This is a genomic window from Cellulomonas sp. APG4 (assembly GCF_009996735.1).
GTDB lineage: Bacteria > Actinomycetota > Actinomycetes > Actinomycetales > Cellulomonadaceae > Actinotalea.
In genome coordinates this window covers 180933-199171 of sequence record NZ_JAACYI010000001.1, presented here as the reverse complement: position 1 = coordinate 199171, position 18239 = coordinate 180933, and the positions used below count along the sequence as shown (strand labels likewise).

The 18239-nt window shown below is 71.9% G+C and carries 21 protein-coding genes; 9 read left to right on the top strand and 12 right to left on the bottom strand.

Features of this window, described 5'->3' with window-relative positions; all coding sequences use genetic code 11:
* Nucleotides 1-68 precede the first annotated feature (68 nt).
* Nucleotides 69-1856, bottom strand: a complete 1788-nt coding sequence (gene arsA, locus GXB85_RS00905) for an arsenical pump-driving ATPase (protein WP_370523923.1) — start codon at nucleotides 1854-1856, stop codon at nucleotides 69-71.
* Nucleotide 1857: 1 nt separating this feature from the next.
* On the bottom strand, nucleotides 1858-2244 hold the full coding sequence (gene arsD, locus GXB85_RS00900) for an arsenite efflux transporter metallochaperone ArsD (protein ID WP_043601984.1): 387 nt from the start codon (nucleotides 2242-2244) through the stop codon (nucleotides 1858-1860).
* Between the two features lie 80 nt (nucleotides 2245-2324).
* On the opposite strand from arsD, the gene GXB85_RS00895 reads away from it, so the two are divergent.
* Nucleotides 2325-2678 (top strand): helix-turn-helix transcriptional regulator, encoded by a 354-nt coding sequence (locus GXB85_RS00895; RefSeq protein WP_081978401.1) that lies wholly within the window; start codon nucleotides 2325-2327, stop codon nucleotides 2676-2678.
* 29 nt (nucleotides 2679-2707) lie between these two features.
* Here the strand turns inward: GXB85_RS00895 and GXB85_RS00890 are convergent, their stop codons facing one another.
* The 4 genes from GXB85_RS00890 to GXB85_RS00875 are packed head-to-tail and all read right to left on the bottom strand — an operon-like array spanning nucleotide 2708 to nucleotide 5964.
* The gene (locus GXB85_RS00890) at nucleotides 2708-3118 is read right to left on the bottom strand and encodes a low molecular weight phosphatase family protein (RefSeq protein ID WP_043601982.1); all 411 of its coding nucleotides are present in this window, start codon (nucleotides 3116-3118) and stop codon (nucleotides 2708-2710) included.
* Nucleotides 3115-4527 carry an FAD-dependent oxidoreductase gene (locus GXB85_RS00885; RefSeq protein ID WP_043601980.1) on the bottom strand — a complete coding sequence of 471 codons (1413 nt, stop codon included), beginning with the start codon at nucleotides 4525-4527 and terminating at the stop codon, nucleotides 3115-3117. Before GXB85_RS00885 ends, GXB85_RS00890 begins: the two co-directional genes overlap by 4 nt.
* 1 nt (nucleotide 4528) lies before the next feature.
* On the bottom strand, nucleotides 4529-4957 hold the full coding sequence (locus GXB85_RS00880) for an arsenate reductase ArsC (RefSeq protein ID WP_043601978.1): 429 nt from the start codon (nucleotides 4955-4957) through the stop codon (nucleotides 4529-4531).
* 29 nt (nucleotides 4958-4986) lie between these two features.
* Nucleotides 4987-5964, bottom strand: coding sequence for a metalloregulator ArsR/SmtB family transcription factor (locus tag GXB85_RS00875; RefSeq protein WP_043602112.1), 978 nt, complete (start codon nucleotides 5962-5964; stop codon nucleotides 4987-4989).
* Nucleotides 5965-6363: 399 nt separating this feature from the next.
* On the opposite strand from GXB85_RS00875, the gene GXB85_RS00870 reads away from it, so the two are divergent.
* On the top strand, nucleotides 6364-7641 hold the full coding sequence (locus GXB85_RS00870) for an Nramp family divalent metal transporter (protein ID WP_081978400.1): 1278 nt from the start codon (nucleotides 6364-6366) through the stop codon (nucleotides 7639-7641).
* A 212-nt stretch (nucleotides 7642-7853) separates the two neighbouring features.
* Here the strand turns inward: GXB85_RS00870 and GXB85_RS00865 are convergent, their stop codons facing one another.
* The 5 genes from GXB85_RS00865 to merA all read right to left on the bottom strand — a co-directional run bounded on the left by GXB85_RS00865 (nucleotide 7854) and on the right by merA (nucleotide 12127).
* Nucleotides 7854-8339 carry a vitamin K epoxide reductase family protein gene (locus tag GXB85_RS00865; protein ID WP_152605505.1) on the bottom strand — a complete coding sequence of 162 codons (486 nt, stop codon included), beginning with the start codon at nucleotides 8337-8339 and terminating at the stop codon, nucleotides 7854-7856.
* Nucleotides 8332-8688 carry a DsbA family protein gene (locus GXB85_RS00860; RefSeq protein WP_161784005.1) on the bottom strand — a complete coding sequence of 119 codons (357 nt, stop codon included), beginning with the start codon at nucleotides 8686-8688 and terminating at the stop codon, nucleotides 8332-8334. The genes GXB85_RS00865 and GXB85_RS00860 overlap by 8 nt, the downstream gene beginning before the upstream one ends.
* Nucleotides 8664-9227 (bottom strand): hypothetical protein, encoded by a 564-nt coding sequence (locus GXB85_RS00855; RefSeq protein ID WP_188484735.1) that lies wholly within the window; start codon nucleotides 9225-9227, stop codon nucleotides 8664-8666. The genes GXB85_RS00860 and GXB85_RS00855 overlap by 25 nt, the downstream gene beginning before the upstream one ends.
* Nucleotides 9228-9676: 449 nt before the next feature.
* Nucleotides 9677-10246 carry a CueP family metal-binding protein gene (locus tag GXB85_RS00850; protein WP_225753206.1) on the bottom strand — a complete coding sequence of 190 codons (570 nt, stop codon included), beginning with the start codon at nucleotides 10244-10246 and terminating at the stop codon, nucleotides 9677-9679.
* A gap of 492 nt (nucleotides 10247-10738) precedes the next feature.
* Nucleotides 10739-12127, bottom strand: a complete 1389-nt coding sequence (merA, locus tag GXB85_RS00845) for a mercury(II) reductase (RefSeq protein WP_161915745.1) — start codon at nucleotides 12125-12127, stop codon at nucleotides 10739-10741.
* Between the two features lie 99 nt (nucleotides 12128-12226).
* Here merA and GXB85_RS00840 point away from each other — a divergent pair, with 99 nt between their 5' ends.
* Nucleotides 12227-12616 (top strand): heavy metal-responsive transcriptional regulator, encoded by a 390-nt coding sequence (locus GXB85_RS00840; protein ID WP_043601974.1) that lies wholly within the window; start codon nucleotides 12227-12229, stop codon nucleotides 12614-12616.
* A 113-nt stretch (nucleotides 12617-12729) separates the two neighbouring features.
* Here the strand turns inward: GXB85_RS00840 and GXB85_RS00835 are convergent, their stop codons facing one another.
* Nucleotides 12730-13323 (bottom strand): cadmium resistance transporter, encoded by a 594-nt coding sequence (locus GXB85_RS00835; protein ID WP_043601971.1) that lies wholly within the window; start codon nucleotides 13321-13323, stop codon nucleotides 12730-12732.
* Between the two features lie 127 nt (nucleotides 13324-13450).
* Here GXB85_RS00835 and GXB85_RS00830 point away from each other — a divergent pair, with 127 nt between their 5' ends.
* The 6 genes from GXB85_RS00830 to GXB85_RS00805 all read left to right on the top strand — a co-directional run bounded on the left by GXB85_RS00830 (nucleotide 13451) and on the right by GXB85_RS00805 (nucleotide 18232).
* Entirely contained in the window at nucleotides 13451-13840 is a 390-nt protein-coding gene (locus GXB85_RS00830) for a helix-turn-helix transcriptional regulator (RefSeq protein ID WP_188484734.1), read from the top strand.
* Nucleotides 13837-15804 carry a cation-translocating P-type ATPase gene (locus GXB85_RS00825; RefSeq protein ID WP_161915744.1) on the top strand — a complete coding sequence of 656 codons (1968 nt, stop codon included), beginning with the start codon at nucleotides 13837-13839 and terminating at the stop codon, nucleotides 15802-15804. The genes GXB85_RS00830 and GXB85_RS00825 overlap by 4 nt, the downstream gene beginning before the upstream one ends.
* Nucleotides 15805-15848: 44 nt before the next feature.
* A complete protein-coding gene (locus tag GXB85_RS00820) occupies nucleotides 15849-16331 on the top strand; it encodes a signal peptidase II (RefSeq protein ID WP_161915743.1) in 483 nt (160 codons plus the stop codon).
* Between the two features lie 86 nt (nucleotides 16332-16417).
* The gene (locus GXB85_RS00815; RefSeq protein ID WP_161915742.1) at nucleotides 16418-16819 is read left to right on the top strand and encodes a helix-turn-helix transcriptional regulator; all 402 of its coding nucleotides are present in this window, start codon (nucleotides 16418-16420) and stop codon (nucleotides 16817-16819) included.
* Nucleotides 16820-16937: 118 nt separating this feature from the next.
* Entirely contained in the window at nucleotides 16938-17489 is a 552-nt protein-coding gene (locus GXB85_RS00810) for a TlpA disulfide reductase family protein (RefSeq protein ID WP_013882298.1), read from the top strand.
* Nucleotides 17486-18232, top strand: coding sequence for a cytochrome c biogenesis protein CcdA (locus GXB85_RS00805; RefSeq protein WP_161915741.1), 747 nt, complete (start codon nucleotides 17486-17488; stop codon nucleotides 18230-18232). Before GXB85_RS00810 ends, GXB85_RS00805 begins: the two co-directional genes overlap by 4 nt.
* Nucleotides 18233-18239: the final 7 nt, after the last annotated feature.

The window sequence follows — 18239 nt, the reverse complement described above, 5'->3', positions numbered from 1 at the left end:
AAGGGCCTCCAGGCGTGGGGGTGAGCCGCGGCGCGGTGCCGCGGACCGGAACGGTCGTGCGGGTGGGGTCAGCTGGTCAGGCGGCGCAGCGCTCGGGCCCCGGCAGGGACGTCGGGCAGCCACGGCACGACAGCGGCACGCCGCGGGCTGGCCGCAGCGATCTCCTCGAGCCAGCGGGTCTCGTCAGCCGCGCGGGCGCGCAGGACGGGGTCGGTCGTGCCCGTCGCGGCGAGGGACGCGTTGGCTACCCAGACCCACGGGCGCAGACCTGCGCGAGCAAGGTCGCTCTGCAGTGCGGCCGCCTCGTGCACGGGCGTTGCTTCGGGCAGCGCCACCAGGACGATGCGGGTGCGCTCGAGGTCGGCGAGCGACGCGAAGAGCGACGTCGCCGCGTCGTCGGCGCGGCCCTCGCGCGCAGCGGCCTGGCGGGCGAAGCTCTGCGAGGACTCCAGCAGCAGGAGCGTGTGGCCGGTCGGTGCGGTGTCGATGACGACGAAGCGGTCCGCCGCGTCGGCCACGGTGCGCGCGAACGCCTGGAAGACGGCGACCTCCTCGGTGCACGGGGAGCGCAGGTCCTCAGTCAGCAGGTCGCGTGCCGAGGCGCCCATGCCGGCGCCTGCCGTGGCCAGCACGTGCTCGGTCCACGCCGCTGTCTCCGCGACCGGGTCGATACGCGTGACCTCGAGGTTGGCCGGCGGGTCGGGCAGGACGTCGTCGACGTGGGCGGCGGGGTCCGTGGTCGTCAGGGTGACCGGCAGGCCGCGATCGGCTAGGGCGAGGGCGAGGGCAGCGGCGATGGTCGTCTTGCCGACGCCACCCTTACCCATCGTCATGACGATGCACGGCTCGCGGGCCGCGAGCTCCGCGACGAGGTCGCCGAGCGTGTCCAGCTCGGGCGGCTCGACGCCTTCGTCCGCGCTGGGCGCCGGCTCGCCGGACAGGGCCGCGCGCAGCGCGTCGACGCCGATCGGCGCGCGGGCGAAGAGCGGCACGGTGTCCATCGTCGTGGCCTGGGAGAGGAGCGCCGGAGCGGAGCCGAGCGCGGCGGTCTCGCGATCGCGGCGAGCGACGGCGACGGCGTCGTCGGCTGCCGGGTCGACGAGCACGCCGTTGATGACGACGTGCTGGGCCGTCATCCCGAGGTCGGCGAGCTCGGCGCTGGCGCGCCCCGCCTCCGCGAGCGAGGAGGACTCGGCCCGGGCCACGAGCACGACGGTGGTTCGGTCGCCGTCGCGCAGGGCGTCGAGGCTGTCGGCGTAGGCCTCCTGGGCGTGACCCAGGGCCGAGACCGGGCCGACGCAGGTGACGCCCGCGGTGTTCGTCTCGAGGAAGCCGGTCCACGCGCCGGGCAGCCCGAGCAGACGCAGCGTGTGCCCGGTCGGGGCGGTGTCGAAGACGACGTGGTCGTAGGTGTCGGCGATCTCGTGGTCGGTCAGCAGGGTGACGAACTCGTTGAACGCCGCGACCTCCACGGTGCAGGACCCGGAGAGCTCCTCCTCGATCGAGGCGACCGCGTCCGCGGGCAGGAGGGAGCGGTAGGGCCCGACGACGCGCTCGCGGTACGCCGCGGCGGCGGCGGACGGGTCGATGTTGACCACGTCGAGGCCGGGCACGCCGGGCACCGGGACGGCGCCCGAGGTCCCGGGGTCGGGCATGCCGAACACCTCGGCGAGGTTGCTCGCGGGGTCGGTCGAGACGATGAGGACGCGGCGGCCGGCGTCGGCGAGGGCGACGGCGGTCGCCGCTGCGCAGGACGTCTTGCCGACCCCGCCCTTGCCCGTGAAGAAGAGGAACGGGGTGGGGGAGCTGAGCACCCCGGGCAGGAAGGTGGTCCCGCTGAGCGCCGGCGCGGACACGTCAGCAGCTTCCGGATCCGCCGCAGCAGGACTGCGTGCTCGCGGTCGCGGCCTGGACCGCGGCGCTGAGCGGGAGCGCCGGGCGCGGCACGTCGGCCCACGTCGCCAGCTCGGTCCGGCTGGGGTAGTGCCCCTTCGCCTTCACCGCGCCGTCGACGAGCACCATGGGCAGCGCGGACGTGCCGTCCGCCTCGAGCGCCTGGCGCACGGCGTCGCTCGCGATGAACTTCGCCGGCTCCTGGGAGAGCGTGGCGCGGTCCACCTGCACGCCCCGGTCGGCGAGCCACGCGACGTCGGCCGCGAACCGCGACAGCGTCGGGTCGACGTCCGTCCCGCACACGCCGGTCGAGCAGCACATCGCCGGGTCGAAGATCTCCACGCGGGACATCGGTCCTCCTCCGCAGTCGTCCGCTGATTCATCAGCGCTTGCTGACATCACACCACACTGATGGGTAGTACCGTGGGGACATGAGTCCCGTCAGCGTCCCGACGCCCACCGTTCCGGTGCGCGCGGAGGTGGCGAGCCAGTTCGCGCTCCTGGCCGACCCGCTGCGCCTGAAGATCGTGGAGTCGCTGTCCCGCGAGCAGCTGTGCACCTGCCACTTGGTTGACATCACCGGCGCGCGCCAGACCACCATCAGCAACCACCTGAGGCTGCTCCGCGAGGCGGGCGTGGTGGTGAGCGAGCCCGAGGGGCGCTACACCTGGTACCGCCTCGCTCCGGGCGCGTTCACGCAGGCGCTGCGCGCGCTCGCCGGCTTCGCGCACGACGGCCCCGACGCCGCGCGTCTGCGGCCTGCGTGCGCCACGCCGGTCGGCTGACCCTCTCGTCAGCTCACCGCCGACGGTCGTCACGGGGCTGTTGCGCCGAGCAGCTCATGCACCCGGCGCCGGACGTCCTCGCGCACCAGCCGCATGCGCTCGGTCCCTTCGATGCCCCGTGAGGAGGGCTCGTCGACGTCCCAACGGACGACGGGCGTGCCGTCGGCGGTGGCGACCTGGGCCTCGGTGCCGAGGACCACGACCAGGTCCGCGTCGGTAATCAGCTCGTCGGTGATCGGCTTGGGCTGCTCGCCGGTGATGTCGATGCCCACCTCGGCCAGGGTGTCGGCCGAGCCGGGGTGCACCGTCGGGCTGGGTGCGGTGCCGGCGGAGGTGACGCGCACGTCGGGGAAGTCGTGGCGCGCGATGGCGGCGGCGATCTGCGACTTGCCGGAGTTGTGGACGCACACGAACAGCACGGACTCGGGCGGGGTGGTCACTCAGTTCTCCTCGAGGTCAGGGCCGCGCGCTGGCGGTCCAGGTCGTGCTCCCGTACCCAGGCCATGGTCGCCGTCTGGACGACGTCCCAGGGGGAGCCGAGCGGTGGGGTGTAGGACAGGTCCAGTCCGTCGACGTCGGCGACGCGCATCTCGTGGGTGAGGGCGGTGGCGTAGACGTCCACCCGCTTGGCGATCTCCGCGCCGAGCGTGCCGACCAGCTGGGCGCCGAGCAGGCGGCCGGTCGCGGTGTCCCCGATGACGCGGATCGTGACCGGCTTGGCGCCCGGGTAGTAGGCCTTGTGGTCGTCTCCGGTGGACTGGACGGTGGCAGGGGCGAACCCGGCCTCGGCCGCCTCGCTGTCGCGCAGGCCGGTCCGGGCGATGACCAGGTCGAAGACCTTGACCACCTGGGTGCCGAGGCTGCCGGGGTAGACGGCCGATCCGCCGAGTGCGTTCTCGCCCGCGACTCGGCCCTGCTTGTGCGCGGTCGTGCCCAGCGGCAGATACGTCAGCCCGAGCAGGCGATGGTGCGTCGTCACGCAGTCCCCGGCCGCCCACACGCCCGGCAGCCCGGTGGACATGTCGCGCTCCACGCTGACAGCCCCGCGCGGACCGGTGGTCGCCCCGGCAGCGACGAGCAGCTCGGTGTCCGGCCGCACACCGACCACCACGAGCACCAGGTCCACGTCCCAGCGCGCCTGCCCGTTCGCCCCCGTGGCGTGCACGCTCAGCCGGGTCGGACCGTCGGAGGCGGTCACCTCGGTGACGGTCGTGGCGGTGTGCACCTCGACGCCGTGCCGGGTGAGCTCCTCGCGCACCACCGCTCCCAGCGTCGGGTCGACGGTGGGGAGCACCTCGGGCAGGGCCTCGACCTGGACGACGTCGATGCCGCGGGCGGTCAGCCCTTCGGCCATCTCCAGGCCGACGTAGCCGGCGCCGACAATGAGCGCGCGGGACGGGCGGTGGGAGTCCAGGTCCGCGGTCAGGGCGAGCGTGTCGCCGATCGTGTGCAGCAGGTGCACCCCGTCGGTGGGCCCAAGGGCGTCCAACCCGGTGACGGGCGGGCGGACGGGGACTGCGCCTGTCCCCACCACCAGGGCGTCGTACGGCAGCTCGCTTCTACCGTCCGGTGCGTCGACGAGCAGGCGCCGTCCCGAGACGTCGATGCCGACGGCCCGCGTGTTGACCCGGACGTCCAGACCGGCGTCACAGAGGTCGTCCAGGGTGCGGTGGGCGAGGTTGCGCCAGTGACCGACCTCGCCGGACACGTAGTACGGGATCCCGCAGATGGAGAAGTTCGGGTACTCGTCGGCGAGCACGACCGTCACCTCGGCGGTGGGGTCGAGCTCGCGGGCGCGCAGAGCGGCGCTGATGCCGGCGTCGCTCCCGCCGACGGCGATCAGGCGCATGTCAGGCGGTCGCCGCGGCGGGCTCGACGCCGAGCTCGTCGAGGAGGGTGAGCACACGGGTGCGGATCTCGTCCCGGATCGGACGGACGGACTCGATGCCCTGGCCCGCCGGGTCGTCGAGCTGCCAGTCCTCGTAGCGCTTGCCGGGGAAGATCGGGCAGACGTCGCCGCAGCCCATCGTGATGACGACGTCGGACGCCCGGACCGCGTCGGTGGTCAGGACCTTGGGCTGCTGGTCGCGGATGTCGACGCCGACCTCGAGCATCGCCTCGACGGCGACCGGGTTGATCTGGTCCGCCGGCATCGACCCGGCGGAGCGGACCTCGACGGCGCCGCCGGACAGGTGCTGCAGGAACCCGGCCGCCATCTGCGAGCGGCCGGCGTTGTGCACGCACACGAACAGGGCAGACGGGCGGGTGGTCTCGGTCATGGCTCTCCTCGGATGTGGGTGGGGGCGGGTCAGCTGAGGGTTGCCGCGAGCGCCCCGACGCGCGCAGCGAGATCGTCGTAGATCGCTCGCACGCCTTCGGGAGAGGCCATGGCGGGGTCGCCGATCGGCCAGTCCTCGTACCGCTTGCCCGGCAGTACCGGGCACGAGTCGCCGCAGCCCATGGTGACGACCACGTCGGCGGCGCGGACGGCGTCGTCGGTCAGCGGCTTGGGGAACGGGTCCTCGGCGTCCGGCTGGTCGGCGAGGAGCTCGCTCAGCAGCGGGGCGACGGTGGCGTGGACGTGCGCGGCGGGCAGCGAGCCGGCCGAGCGGACCACGACCCGGTCACCGGCGATCTTGCGCAGCAGTGCGGCGGCGAGCTGGGAGCGGCCCGCGTTCGCCGTGCAGACGAACAGCACCTGGGGTCGGCTGTCCGCGCCCGTGGCGGTGCGAACCTGGTCCTCGAGCCGCTGCCGAGCGAAGCGCTCGGCGAGGACGGACAGGTGCGTCGTCACCGTGGCGGTCCGTGCCAGCGCGGCGTAGGACTCGCGTACAACCAGCCACACCACGTCTCCTGAGATCTGCGGGAAGCGGTCGCCAAGCCGCGCCACCGCGCGCTCCAGGACTGCCTCGGCGTCCGGGCGCGGCCCCTCCTCGAGGTCCTCGTCCTGCCGGGGACCGGTGGCCGCCTGTGCGAGGCCGTCGAGCAGCGCGGAGGCGACTCGCCCCATCCCCGGCGCGAGCGTGTAGAAGATCCATGTGCCGCGCCGCTCGGCCCGCACTACGCCTGCTTCGCGCAGGGACTTGAGGTGGTGCGAGACCGTCGGACCGGCGAGCTCGGTGAACGAGGCGATCTCGCCTGCGGCGAGCCGACCACCCGGCGCGGCGGCGAGCGCGGAGACGATCTGCAGCCGCAGCGGGTCCGCGAGCGCGCGGACGACCGGCACCACCGAGTCCGCGACGTCACGCGGCATCGCGTGCACAGCGGTGTTCTGTGCGACTGTCATCGTCACCCATCTCCTTGTTTTGACCATCATCTAGGTAGACGAGGCTTGAAACAAGGTTCCGGCGAGTGGCGGGAAGGTGAACGTCAGTCACACCGCGAGTCGCATCGATCTGTGGGGCAACCACGAAAGCGCCGTTACCTGGACGCGACCCGGCACCGAGGTTCAGTGCTCGCTGAACAACGCCATGCTCGCGAGGCTCGCGCAGAGTGAGTCCGTTCCGTCGACCGGCTTCGGCACCGTCCGCCCGGCAGGAGCCGTAGGCACGGGAGCAAGTCACGCCGGCCGCACCTCCTCACCGGTCGCCACCAGAACCGCGACGGACGGACCCCGCGGCGGCTGCGACGCACCGCTGCGCGACGCTAGTTTCGGTCCCATCACCCCGCCGCCGGAGGAGCACCTGTGCGCGTTCTCGATAACCGGTCGGCACGTGCGCGTGCCGCGGGGGCTCACGCGTCGCGACGGTCCGGGGGCACGTGGGTGCTGCTCGGGCCCGCGTTCGTGGCCGCGGTTGCCTACGTCGACCCCGGCAACTTCGCGACGAACTTCGCGGGTGGCGCCGGCTACGAGTACCGGCTGCTGTGGGTGATCGTCGCCGCCAATCTCATGGCCATGCTGATCCAGGCGCTCACGGCCAAGCTCGGCCTGGCCACCGGCCAGGACCTCGCCTCGCTGTGCCGGGCGCACCTACCTCGCCCGGTCACGAGGTTGCTGTGGGTGCAGGCCGAGGCCGTGGCGATCGCGACCGATCTTGCGGAGGTGGTCGGTGGTGCGGTTGCCCTGTACCTGCTGTTCGGTGTCCCGCTGCCCGTCGGCGGACTCATCACCGCTGTCGTCGCGTTCGGCCTCCTCGCTGCGCAGTCGCGTGGCCACCGGCCCTTCGAGCTGGTGATCACCGGTCTGCTGGCTGTGATCGCGCTCGGATTCGCCTACACGTTGGTGGTCGCGGGCGCGGAGCCGGCGGCCCTGGCCGGCGGGCTCGTGCCCGGGTTCGTCGACTCCGACAGCGTCCTGCTGGCCACCGGCATCCTCGGGGCGACCGTCATGCCGCACGTGATCTACGTGCACTCGGCGCTGATGCCTGGCCGGTACGGGCTCGCCGGTCCGGCCGGGGCCACGGTCGCGCCGGCGGCGCTGCGCCGTGTCCTGCGCAGCCAGCGGTTGGACGTCCTGCTGGCGATGGGAGGGGCGGGCCTGATCAACGCCACGATGCTGATCGTCGCCGCCCAGCTCTTCGCTGGCGACCCGGGCGCCGCCACCCTGGAGGGTGCCCACGCCAGCCTCGCTGCAGCTGCGGGCGAGGGCGCGGCGTTGGCCTTCGCGCTCGCCCTGCTGGCCTCGGGTTTCGCGGCGTCGTCTGTGGGGACCTACGCAGGCCAGGTGGTCATGGCGGGGTTCCTGCAGCGCCAGATCCCGTTGTGGCTGCGCCGGGCGCTGACCCTTGCGCCGGCCCTGGTGGTCCTCTCCCTGGGTATCGACCCGACAGCGGCCCTGGTCTGGTCCCAGGTGGTGCTGAGCTTCGGTATCCCCTTCGCCCTTGTGCCGCTGCTGATCTTCACGGCGCGGCGCTCCCTGATGGGCTCGCTGGTCAACCGCCCGGTCACGACCGCGGCTGCCGGGGTCGTGGCGGCGCTCATCGTCGCCCTCAACGTCTTCCTCCTGTGGGACCTGGCCACCTGAGAGGCGCCCCCTCCTCAGGGCAGGGGCGTGATCCAATACGTCCCAGAACCGCTGCGCCGCCGACGCGGTGATGACCAGGTACCAGGCGACCACGATCGGCAGCTGGTACTCCTGCACGACGTCGACCGCCTTCTGCGCTCCCGGGAGCCGTGGCGACGGGATCGCGCGGAGGTTGCGCGCGGTCATGACCACGAACAGCGGGATGGTCACGATCACACGACGAGGCAGTCCGGGCACAGGGCGCCGATGCGGTACAGGCTCTGGAAGACGAGCCAGTGCACGAAGACGGACGCGGCCGTCGCCCCGACCTGCAGCCCTGCCCAGTACCAGCGGGCGAGCCGGGCGCCGGCGAGGATCGCCACGCCCGTCGTCAGGACCACGGTGAAGCCGACGACGCCGATGACCGGGTTGGGGAAGCCGAACACCGACGCCTGCGGAGACGTCATCACCGAGCCGCAGGAGAGCACCGGGTTGAGCGTGCAGCTGGGGAATGTGGTCCAGTCGAGCAGGATCGCGATCCGCTCCAGCAGGAGGGCGACCGCGCGGCGAGCCCCATCCCGCCCATGATGACCAGACCGGCCGAGCCTGCGCGATGCCGCCACAGCTGCGCGCCACCCCGTCGCCGTGCGCGCGGGCGCGGCCTCGGCCGGGCGGCCCGTGGGCGTTCCGGCCGTGCCGGTGGCGGCCTGCCTAGCCATCGAGGGCCGCGGTCAGCGCCCGCTCGAGGTCATCGATGCTGTCCACGGGCAACGGCGCGCCGTCGAGGAAGAACGTCGGCGTCCCGGTGACTCCAGCGGCCTGCCCGTCCACCTGATCGCGCTCGATGCGCGCCAGTGTCGCCGGGTCGTCGAAGTCCTCCTCGAACTGAGCTGCGTCCAGGCCCAGCTCTTCCGCGTAGTCGAAGAACAGGTCACGCTCAGCGGTCTGCTGGTGTCCGCACTCCGCCTGTCTGGTGAAGAGCAGGTCGGATATCTCCTCGTGCCGCCCCTGCTCGCCTGCGGCCTCGGCCGCCAGGGCCGCGTTCACCGAGCTGGCGTGCAGCGGCATGTAGCGGACGACCACCGCGACGCGCCGTACCGCTCCTTGAGGTCCTCGACCACCGCGTAGATCGCGCCGCACGCCTCGCACTCGAAGTCGAGGAACTCCACGAGCTCGACCTCCGCGCCGGTCGTCAGCCGCGGCGAGTCCGGGCGGTTGATGACGGCACCGGTACCGATCATGACGCCGTCGCTGAACAAGTCCATGGAGACCCCGGAGAAGATCCCCACGGCGCGTGTCCTGCTGCCGGTGGCGTCCTCGTCGGGTCGGCCGAGCCTGGCCTGGACGAAGACGGCCACCCGGTCGAGTCCGATGAACGCCGCACCGCCGGCGACGAAGGCCAGCATGGGGACCCACGCGGGGCTACCCGCCAGCGCCTCAGGCATCAGCTCCAGCCCCACCACCGCGAGCACGATGCCAGCGGCCAGGTGCAGCGCCAGGCTCAGCGTGCGGTCCGAGACCCGGAAGAACTCGGCAAGTGCCCCACCGGCGAAGTTGCCCAGCGCGGGCAGCGCCGCCAGACCGAGCACGAGCCAGTACGACGTCATCACCCCACCCTCCGCCGGGACCCGAGCCCGCGCCAGCGGCGCTGCTGCGACCGCGTGGCTCGGCGACGTCAGAGAGCGGCCGGACCGCCACTCGGCTTCGGCAGACTCCCGCCACCTTCCGCTGGAAGACCCGCGTCGGCTGACTTGTGGCGGGTGTAGCGGAAACGTTCGTTTACGCCTCTCGCAGCCGACATCGGTGTGGCGATCGGCGCCGGCACGGACGTGGCGATCGCGCCGGCGGGGTCGTCTTGGCCTCGGGCGACCCTCGCTCGGTCCTGTCGGTCATCCAGTTCTCGCGCGAGGGTTTAGGCGTGGGCAGGTGCAGGTGCTCGTGTGCTGTCATGACCTGTGAGTGCCAAGCCCGCTGGGCCCCAGCCTCTGCGCCCACTGCACGGGCAGTGCGTCGATGGCGACCGGAGCGGCCGAGGCCGGCCCGGAGGGGCGGTGGATCAGGTGAGCTGGAGGGTGGTCACACAGGTCGGGCTGCCCTCGGTCGTGCTGAACGGAACGCTGCCGCTCAGGTCGCCCTGGGTGATCTCGATCGTGCCCTCGACGCCTTCGGGAAGCCAGTAACCGACGAAGCCGTTGGAGTGCGTCGTGGCGCTCTCGTCGACGAGGACCGCACCGTCGGAGTCGGTGATTGTCACCTCCACCGGCTCGTCGACAAGTTCGCCCTGGCAGGTGGCGAGGCTGTGGAAGAAGCACTCGTGCGTGGTCTGGATGTAGGGCGCGATCGACACGTAGAACTGACCCTTGGCGAAGGGGAGGCCGATCTCTGTGGAGCCGTCGCCGAGGAGCACCTCGCCCTCGCGCACGGAAGCCGTGAAGTCCAGTGGCCGGTTCTCGGTGGAGGCGTCGAGCTGCGCGACGATCTCCTGACCGGTCAGGCCGTCGAGACCGAGATCGGCGAGCACGTCATCCTCTGACGTGGTGGCGGAGCAGCCGGCAAGCAGAGCGGCGCTGGCGAGGACAACGGTCGCGACGTGGAACCGAGAACGCATGTGCACATCCTCGCTCACAGTCGTGCATCGTGGACAGGGACACGAGCATCTCGCCGATCTCCATTGGCAGGACGAAGCCCAACTGAGCGAGAACACCGGCGACGAGGGGGACGGCGGCGGTGTTGTAGTCGGGCGGCTCACCACAGGTTCTGCGGTCATCTTCCGGTCACCCGAGGCACATGATGCGGCCTCTCCACCTTCGGGAGCCAGTAGCCCGATGGCCCGGAACAGTGGCCGTGGCCGCCGAGTGCGCCGTCAGCCGCCGCGCTGCCCGAGTGCGCCAGCTCTGCGTCAGCGGCTGAGGCCCTGAACCGGCTCATCAGCAAGCGGCGGGCTGCCCAGAGCGCGCATCCGACGCAGATGTAGACGCTGGGGGTGCTGCCCAGCTCCGCGGCATGGGGCCGAGGTCGGCCGCAACAACCACAGGTCCGAGTCGCGGGCGACACTGCGCGGCGCGGTCATGATCCATGATGGCCGATTCGGCGCCGATGGCGCAGCCGGGCACTGCGATCAGGCGCAGCACGACGTCGGCATCTGGTTGCGGAACAGGCCTGCGGCGATCCGCAGGCTCTCGGCCATGGTCAGGTAGGGCGCCCAGGTGTCTGCGATGTCGTCGACCGTCATGCCGGCTCTGATGGCGTAGGTCGCGGCGAGCATGATCTCGCCGGCGCTGTCGGCGAGGGCGTGCACCCCCAGGACCTTGCCTGTTGCGGCGTCGGCGACGATCTTCACGGTCCCTCGGGTGTCGCGGTTGACCAAGGCGCGCGGGACCTCTGAGAGGTTCAGCACTCGGGACGTGCAGTCGTGGCCGCGCTCGAGGGCCTCCTTCTCGCTCAGCCCGGCCGAGGCGAGCTGGGGGTTGGTGAAGACCACGGTGGGCAGGCCGGTGTAGTCGACCCGCGCCCCAGGACCGTCCGGGCCGGCCAGTGCGTTGGCGGCGGCAGCGCGGCCTGCGGCGGCGGCGACGTAGACGTACTGCGGGGCACCGGACACGTCGCCTGCGGCGTAGACGCGCGGGTTGGTCGTGCGCTGGAACTCATCCGTGACGACGAAACCCCGCTCGTCGACGTCGACGCCTGCTGCGGCGAGTCCCAGCCCGTCGGTGCGGGCCGCGCGACCGGTGGCGATCAGCAGCCGCTCTCCGCGGACCACAACACCGGACGCAGTCCTTACGACGACCTCGCCTCCGTCGACCGAGACGGCGACGGCGTGCTCTTCGAGGACGCCGATGCCGTCGTCGGCGAAGACCGCGCGCAGGCGTTCGGCCAGCTCCGGCTCGGCCCGTGGAGCCACGCGCCCGACCAGGGACACCCTCGCACCGAGGTGGGCGAAGAGCTGTGCCTGTTCGAGTCCGACGTAGCCGCCACCGATCAGCACCAGAGACCTCGGCACCTGATCGAGCTCCATGGCCGTCGTCGACGTCAACCAGTCCACGCCGTCCAGACCCGCCAGCTCGGGCACCGCCGGCTCGGCCCCGGTGGCCACCACGTACGCCTGGGCGCGCAGAGGCGTGCCCTCGACCGCGAGCGTGTCGCGATCAAGGAACCCGGCGTGCCCAGGCACGACCTCGAACCCATTGGCGGCAGCGACGTCGGCGTACTTCGCACCGCGCAGCTGCTCGATCAGCTCGTCCTTCTGCTGAACCAACGCCCGTAGGTCCACTCCACCTGCGGAGGTGGGAGCGCCGTCGAAGGGATTGGTCAGAGCGGAGTGACGGGCGCCGGCGGCCGCCAGGAGCGTCTTGGACGGCACGCAGCCGATGTTCACGCAGGTCCCACCGAGAACGCCGCGTTCGATCAGCACGACACTGTGCCCAGCCTGCCGCGCGGTGATCGCAGCCGCCATCGCCGCACCACCGGAGCCGACCACCGCCAGGTCCACGTCATGGCCCGCGCTCATGCCAGATCCCTTCGTCGCCGGTCCTTGCTCCAGGCATCAGCCTTGACCTTCCACCGCACTGGAAGGTCAAGGCCGGTAGGCTCGGCAGCTGGAGGCGATGTGCGTATCGGAGAGCTGGCCCAGGCGAGCGGCACCACGACCAAGACGCTGCGCTACTACGAACAGGCGGGGCTCCTCCCGGCGCCCGAGCGCACCATCACCGGCTACCGCGACTACGAGCCCGCGACCCTCCAGCGACTGAACTTCATCCGCCGTGGTCAGGCCGCCGGCCTGACCCTGGCGCAGATCCGAGAGGTCCTGCACGTACGAGACGCCGGCGGGGCGCCCTGCCACCACGTCCGCGAGCTGCTCGACAGCCGCGTCCACCAGCTCGACCGCCAGATCGCGCACCTTCAGGCGTTGCGCGAGACCGTCACCGAGCTGCGGGACGCCGCCGCCGAACCTGACCCAGGGGCCTGCGACCCGACCGCGGTGTGTCGGTACCTCTGAGCCGCGACCGTCATTCGCGCATCGGCGGCAGGTCAGGGGGCGGCGGAGAACCGTGACCGGCAATCGCCCGCCGACGACGACCTTCTCGCCGCTACCGGCAACGGACAACGGCTCTACAGCCCGAAGGCGCCGCCCTCGATGAGGATGACGATGCCCAGGCCGATCAGGACGAGGGGGAACAGGACGTGTTCCCAGCGTTCGAGGACTTCGGCGATGGGTCGTCGGGTGGCGACGTACCTGGCGGCCAGGACAAGCACGGCGACCAGGGCGAGGAACACGACGGCGTACGCGGCGGTCGCGGCGGGGCCGACGGTGAGGAAGACCGGCACGTAGACGCCGATGTTGTCGCCGCCGTTGGCGAAGGTGACCGCTGCGACGGTCCAGACGGCGGCGGCCTTGCCCGGGTCGTCATCGTCGTCGTCGCGGCCACGCCAGCCCCGCAAGGCGGCGTAGAGGCCGAGGAGCAGGGGGATGAGTCCGAAGTAGGCGATGGCGTCTTCGGGCAGGAAGGCGTTGGCGCCGAGTGCGACCAGGACGGAGGCGATGAGGATGGCGCCAAAGCCGAGGTACTGCCCGGCGATGATCTTGGCGGTGGCGCCTGGGGCGCCGGCGCCGCGGGCGAAGAACAGTGAGAGCACGATGATGTCGTCGATGTTGGTCACCAGGAACAGGCCGACGGCTTGCAGGGCGGCTACGGCCAGGTCCATCGAGGGGGCCCTTTCGGTTGGTTGCGGTGCGAGGCGCCGGCGCGCTACTTCGCGGCTGTGGCGGGGGCGGCCGATAGAGAGGACGACCGGGGTCGAATCCACACCCGAGGGGCGCTAGCATCGATCCATGCCGATGATTATCGCAAGTCCTGATGTGAGTGGCCGGGTCGAGCTGGCGCCTGCGGGGGCGTTGTTCCGAGGGCTGGGCGATCCGACGCGCCTGGCGCTGGTGCGCCGCCTGGCGACAGGCGAGGCGCGGGTCGTGGACCTGTGCACCGAGCTGGGCCTGAGCCAGTCCACCGTGTCCTCACACCTGGCCTGTCTGCGGGAGTGCGGGTTGGTCGACTACCGCGCGCAGGGACGCGCGTCGGTCTACCACCTGACCCGCCCGGAGCTGCTGGACCTGCTGGCTGTGGCCGAGGGCCTGCTGGCCGCGACCGGCAACGCGGTGGCCTTGTGCCCCACCTACGCACGTCCCACCACCTCTGACCCGATCACCAAGGAGAGCGCACGATGAGCGACGCCTGCGGCTGCAGCGACGACGAGACCACCCCCAGCGGCAAGGAAGCCGAGGAGCACGAGGCCGAGCGGCTGTGGGAGGTCAGCGAGCTCCGCTTCGCCGCCGTCGCCGGCGTGCTGCTCCTGGCGGGCCTGGTCGCAGGGTCCAGGGATCAGTCCGCAGTTGGGACGGTGCTGAACTGGGTGGCGCTGCTGGTCGGTGCGTGGACGTTCGTCCCCAGCACGATCCGGCGACTGGTCAAGGGCAAGATCGGCGTCGGGACACTGATGACGATCGCCGCGATCGGCGCGGTGCTGCTGGGTGAGGTCGCTGAGGCGGCCGCGCTGGCGTTCTTGTTCTCCATCAGCGAGGGCCTGGAGGAGTACTCCCTTGCCCGCACCCGCCGCGGCTTGCGTGCACTGCTGAGCCTCGTGCCCGCTACCGCGACGGTTCTGCGCGACGGTGCAGAGACCACGGTGGCTCCCGCTGAGCTGCGCGTCGGGGACTTGATGGTGGTCAAGCCCGGGGAGCGGGTCGCCACGGACGGGATCATCCGCACCGGTCGCACCGCCCTGGACGTCTCGGCCATCACCGGTGAGTCGGTGCCCGTGGAGGCCGGAGCCGGGCAGGACGTCTACGCGGGGTCGATCAACGGATCCGGGGTCCTCGAGGTAGAGGTGACCACCACCGCGCAGGACAACTCCCTGGCGCGGATCGTGCGGATCGTCGAGGCCGAGCAGTCCCGCAAGGGCGAAGCGCAGCGCCTGGCCGACCGCATCGCCAAGCCGCTGGTGCCCGGTGTGATGATCGCCGCCGCGCTCATCGCCGTCGCCGGGAGCCTCCTGGGCGACCCGGGCACGTGGATCGAGCGGGCCCTGGTCGTGCTCGTCGCAGCGTCCCCGTGCGCCCTGGCGATCTCCGTCCCGGTGTCCGTGGTCGCCGCCGTCGGGGCCGCCTCCAAGCAGGGTGTGCTCATCAAGGGCGGCGCGGCCGTGGAGGCCCTCGGCGCGATCCGCGGGGTCGCCCTGGACAAGACCGGGACGTTGACCCGCAACGCCCCGGCCGTCGTGGCCGTCGTCGCCGCGCCCGGCCGGACCGAGGCGCGCGTCCTGCAGGTCGCGGCCGCCCTCGAAGCGCGCAGCGAGCACCCCCTGGCGCGCGCCATCCTGGCCGCCGTACCCGCACTCAGCCCCGCGAGCGACGTGGAGGCCGTACCGGGGGCGGGTCTCATCGGGACGTTCGAGGGTCGGCCGGTCCGTCTCGGGCGACCGGGCTGGGTCCACGCCAGGTCCCTGGCCGGTGAGGTGGAGCGGATGCAGCAGGCCGGCGCGACCGCCGTCCTGATCGAGGAGGACGGCACGCTGCTCGGTGCCGTCGCGGTGCGCGACGAGCTGCGGCCCGAGGCCGCGCAGGTCGTGGCCCAGCTGCGCCGCGACGGATACCACGTCACCATGCTCACCGGCGACAACACACTGACCGCGACCGCCCTGGCCCGCGAGGTCGGCATCCAGGACGTCTACGCAGATCTGCGACCCGAGGACAAGGCCGCACTGGTCGCCCAGCTGCGCACCCAGCGCCGCACCGCGATGGTCGGCGACGGCGTCAACGACGCCCCCGCCCTCGCGACCGCCGACCTCGGCATCGCGATGGGCGCGATGGGCACCGACGTCGCGATCGAGACCGCCGACGTCGCGCTCATGGGCGAGGACCTGCGTCACCTGCCCCAGGCGTTCGCCCACGCCCGCAGGGCCAGGCGCATCATGCTCCAGAACGTCGGCCTGTCCCTGGCGATCATCATCGTGCTCATGCCCCTGGCCCTGACCGGTGTCCTCGGCTTGGCCGCCGTGGTCCTCGTTCACGAGGTCGCCGAGGTCTTCGTCATCGCCAACGGCGTCCGCGCCGGCCGGACGCGGCCCCTTCCCCACGACACGATCCCAGACACGACCGCGAAGGCCGAGCGTGCAGCGATGGCCGAGCGTTGACCGCCCCGACCACTGACAGGCCGGTCCGGCCGGCGGTCTCACCGGTGAGGCGACGCCTGGCGGCAGGCGTGGGTGTCGTCCTGGTCGCGGCCACCGACCTCGGTGTGAAGGCGTGGGCGGTGAACGGGCTGCAGGATCGGGTGATCAGCCTGGGCGTGGTCGACCTGCGCCTGGCGTACAATCCCGGGGTCGCCTTCTCCGTCGGTGCCGGTGCACCGGCATGGCTGGTGCTGACCGTGACCGCGATCGTCACCGCTGCGGTCGGCGTGGTCGCCTGGCGCACCGCCGCTGCCAGCACCAACGTGCGGCTGGCTGCCTTGGCCCTGGTCCTCGGCGGCGCCACCGCCAACCTCGCCGACCGCGCCGCAGACGGCGTCGTCACCGACTACCTGCACAGCGGGTGGTTCCCGACCTTCAACCTCGCCGACACCGCCATCGTCACCGGCGCCGCCCTGCTGGTGCTGTCCACCCTGCAACAGCCCGCACCCGCAACACCGAGCGAGAACGGCACGATCGGTGCCCGGTGAGGGAACCCGAGCAGGCCTCGCGTTGAGCACCGCCACGAGTGCGATCGGCGGCCGATGCTCACATCAACGTTCGTTACGATGACCGTATGGCGACCGAGGGGTGCGACCTGCTGTGCCTGGACGTGTCGCGCGCCGAGGCAGTCCGTGCAGCACTGCCAAAGGCGCACCGCTCCCAGGCGATGGCGATCACCGCCAAGGCACTGGCGGACCCGGTGCGCCTTCGCACGGCGATGGCCCTGGCCCTGGGGGCCGAGTTGTGTGTCTGCGATTTGGCGTGGGTCGTCGGGGCCGCGCCGAACCTGGTCTCGCACCACCTGCGCGTCTTGCGCCGCGCTGGCCTGGTGACCTCCCGCCGACAAGGCAAGCTGGTCATGTGCCGGCTGACATCCCTGGGCGCGGCGCTACTGGACGCCCTGGGCGTCGCCGCACCGGATGAGAGTCTGTGGGCGGCAGAGTCTGAGCTGATGAAGGCGTCCGTCAGTGGATGAGCCGACCGCAGCCGGCGGACCTCCGGCTCAAGGCTCGGCCGCCCCGGCACGGTCGGGCCGGCCACTGACCGGCCCGCGGGCAATCCTCCTGGCCCTGGTCGTCGTCACCGGAGCTGTGGTGGCGGTCCAGCTGGCCGGCTTCCTGTCGGCAGGCCAAGGCCCGGCGGCAGAACGGTCCCCGGTGGCTGCGGGCAACAGGACGGTGACGGAATACGCACCCGAGGACCGAGGCGAACCGGTGGCCCTGTCGGGAACCGGGCTGACTGGTGAGGCGATCGACATCGCCGCATGGCGCGGCGATGTCGTGGTGATCAACGTGTGGGGTTCGTGGTGTGCGCCGTGCCGTGAGGAGGCACCGATCCTGGCCGCCACGTCGGCTGCGTACGCGGACCAGGGGGTGCGGTTCGTCGGAATCAACGTGCGCGACAATTCGGCCGCGGCGATCGCGTTCGAGGAGAGCTACGGGATCAACTACCCGAGCATCGACGACAGCAATGGAAAGGCCCTGCTGAGCCTGGCCGAGCACCTCCCCGGAGCCGGGGTCCCGGTGACCCTGCTCCTGGACCGTGACGGGAGGCCGGCGGCGCGCGTCCTGGGCGCGGTGCAGGAGTCGACCCTGACCGCGCTGGTGGACACGGTCCTGGCCGCGCCGATCGCTGGGTCGTCGTGAGCGCGGTCCAGGATCTGGTCGCGACCGGCCCGTTGCTTGCGGCCGCGGTCGTCGCGGCCGTGGCGGGGCTGGTCTCCTTCGTGTCCCCCTGCGTGTTGCCCGTGGTGCCCGGGTACGTGTCCTACGTCGCTGGCGGCCCCTTGCTCGATGAGGGTGTCGCGACGCGGCGACGTCCGGTGGTGGCGGGTACGGCCTTGTTCATCCTGGGGTTCGCCTCGGTCTTCGTCGCCTACGGGGCCCTCTTCGGCGGTCTGGGCGCGACGCTGCAGTCCTCGCAAGCGGTGCTCACCCGTGTCCTGGGCGTCGTGGTCGTGGTCATGGGTCTGGTCTTCGCCGGCTGGCTGCCCCGGTCCCAGCGCCAGCTGCTGCCCCGGCTGCGCCCGACGTCCGGTCTGGTGGGCGCCCCGCTGATGGGAGTCACCTTCGGGCTGGGCTGGACCCCGTGCCTGGGACCGACCCTGGCGACCGTGCAGACCTTGGCGTTCACCGAGGCCAGCGCCGGGCGCGGCGCGGCGCTGGCCGGCGTCTACGCCGCCGGTCTGGGCCTTCCGTTCATCGCGGTCGGGCTGGGCATGCGGCGGGCACTGACCGCGACCACATGGGCGCGTCGGCACACCGTCGGGATCAAGCGCGCTGGCGCGGTCATGCTCATGACCACCGGTCTGCTGCTGGCCACCGGGGTGTGGGACCACCTCATGCGCGCCATGCAGTCCACGATCTCTGGCTACACCACTGTCCTGTGAACGACGT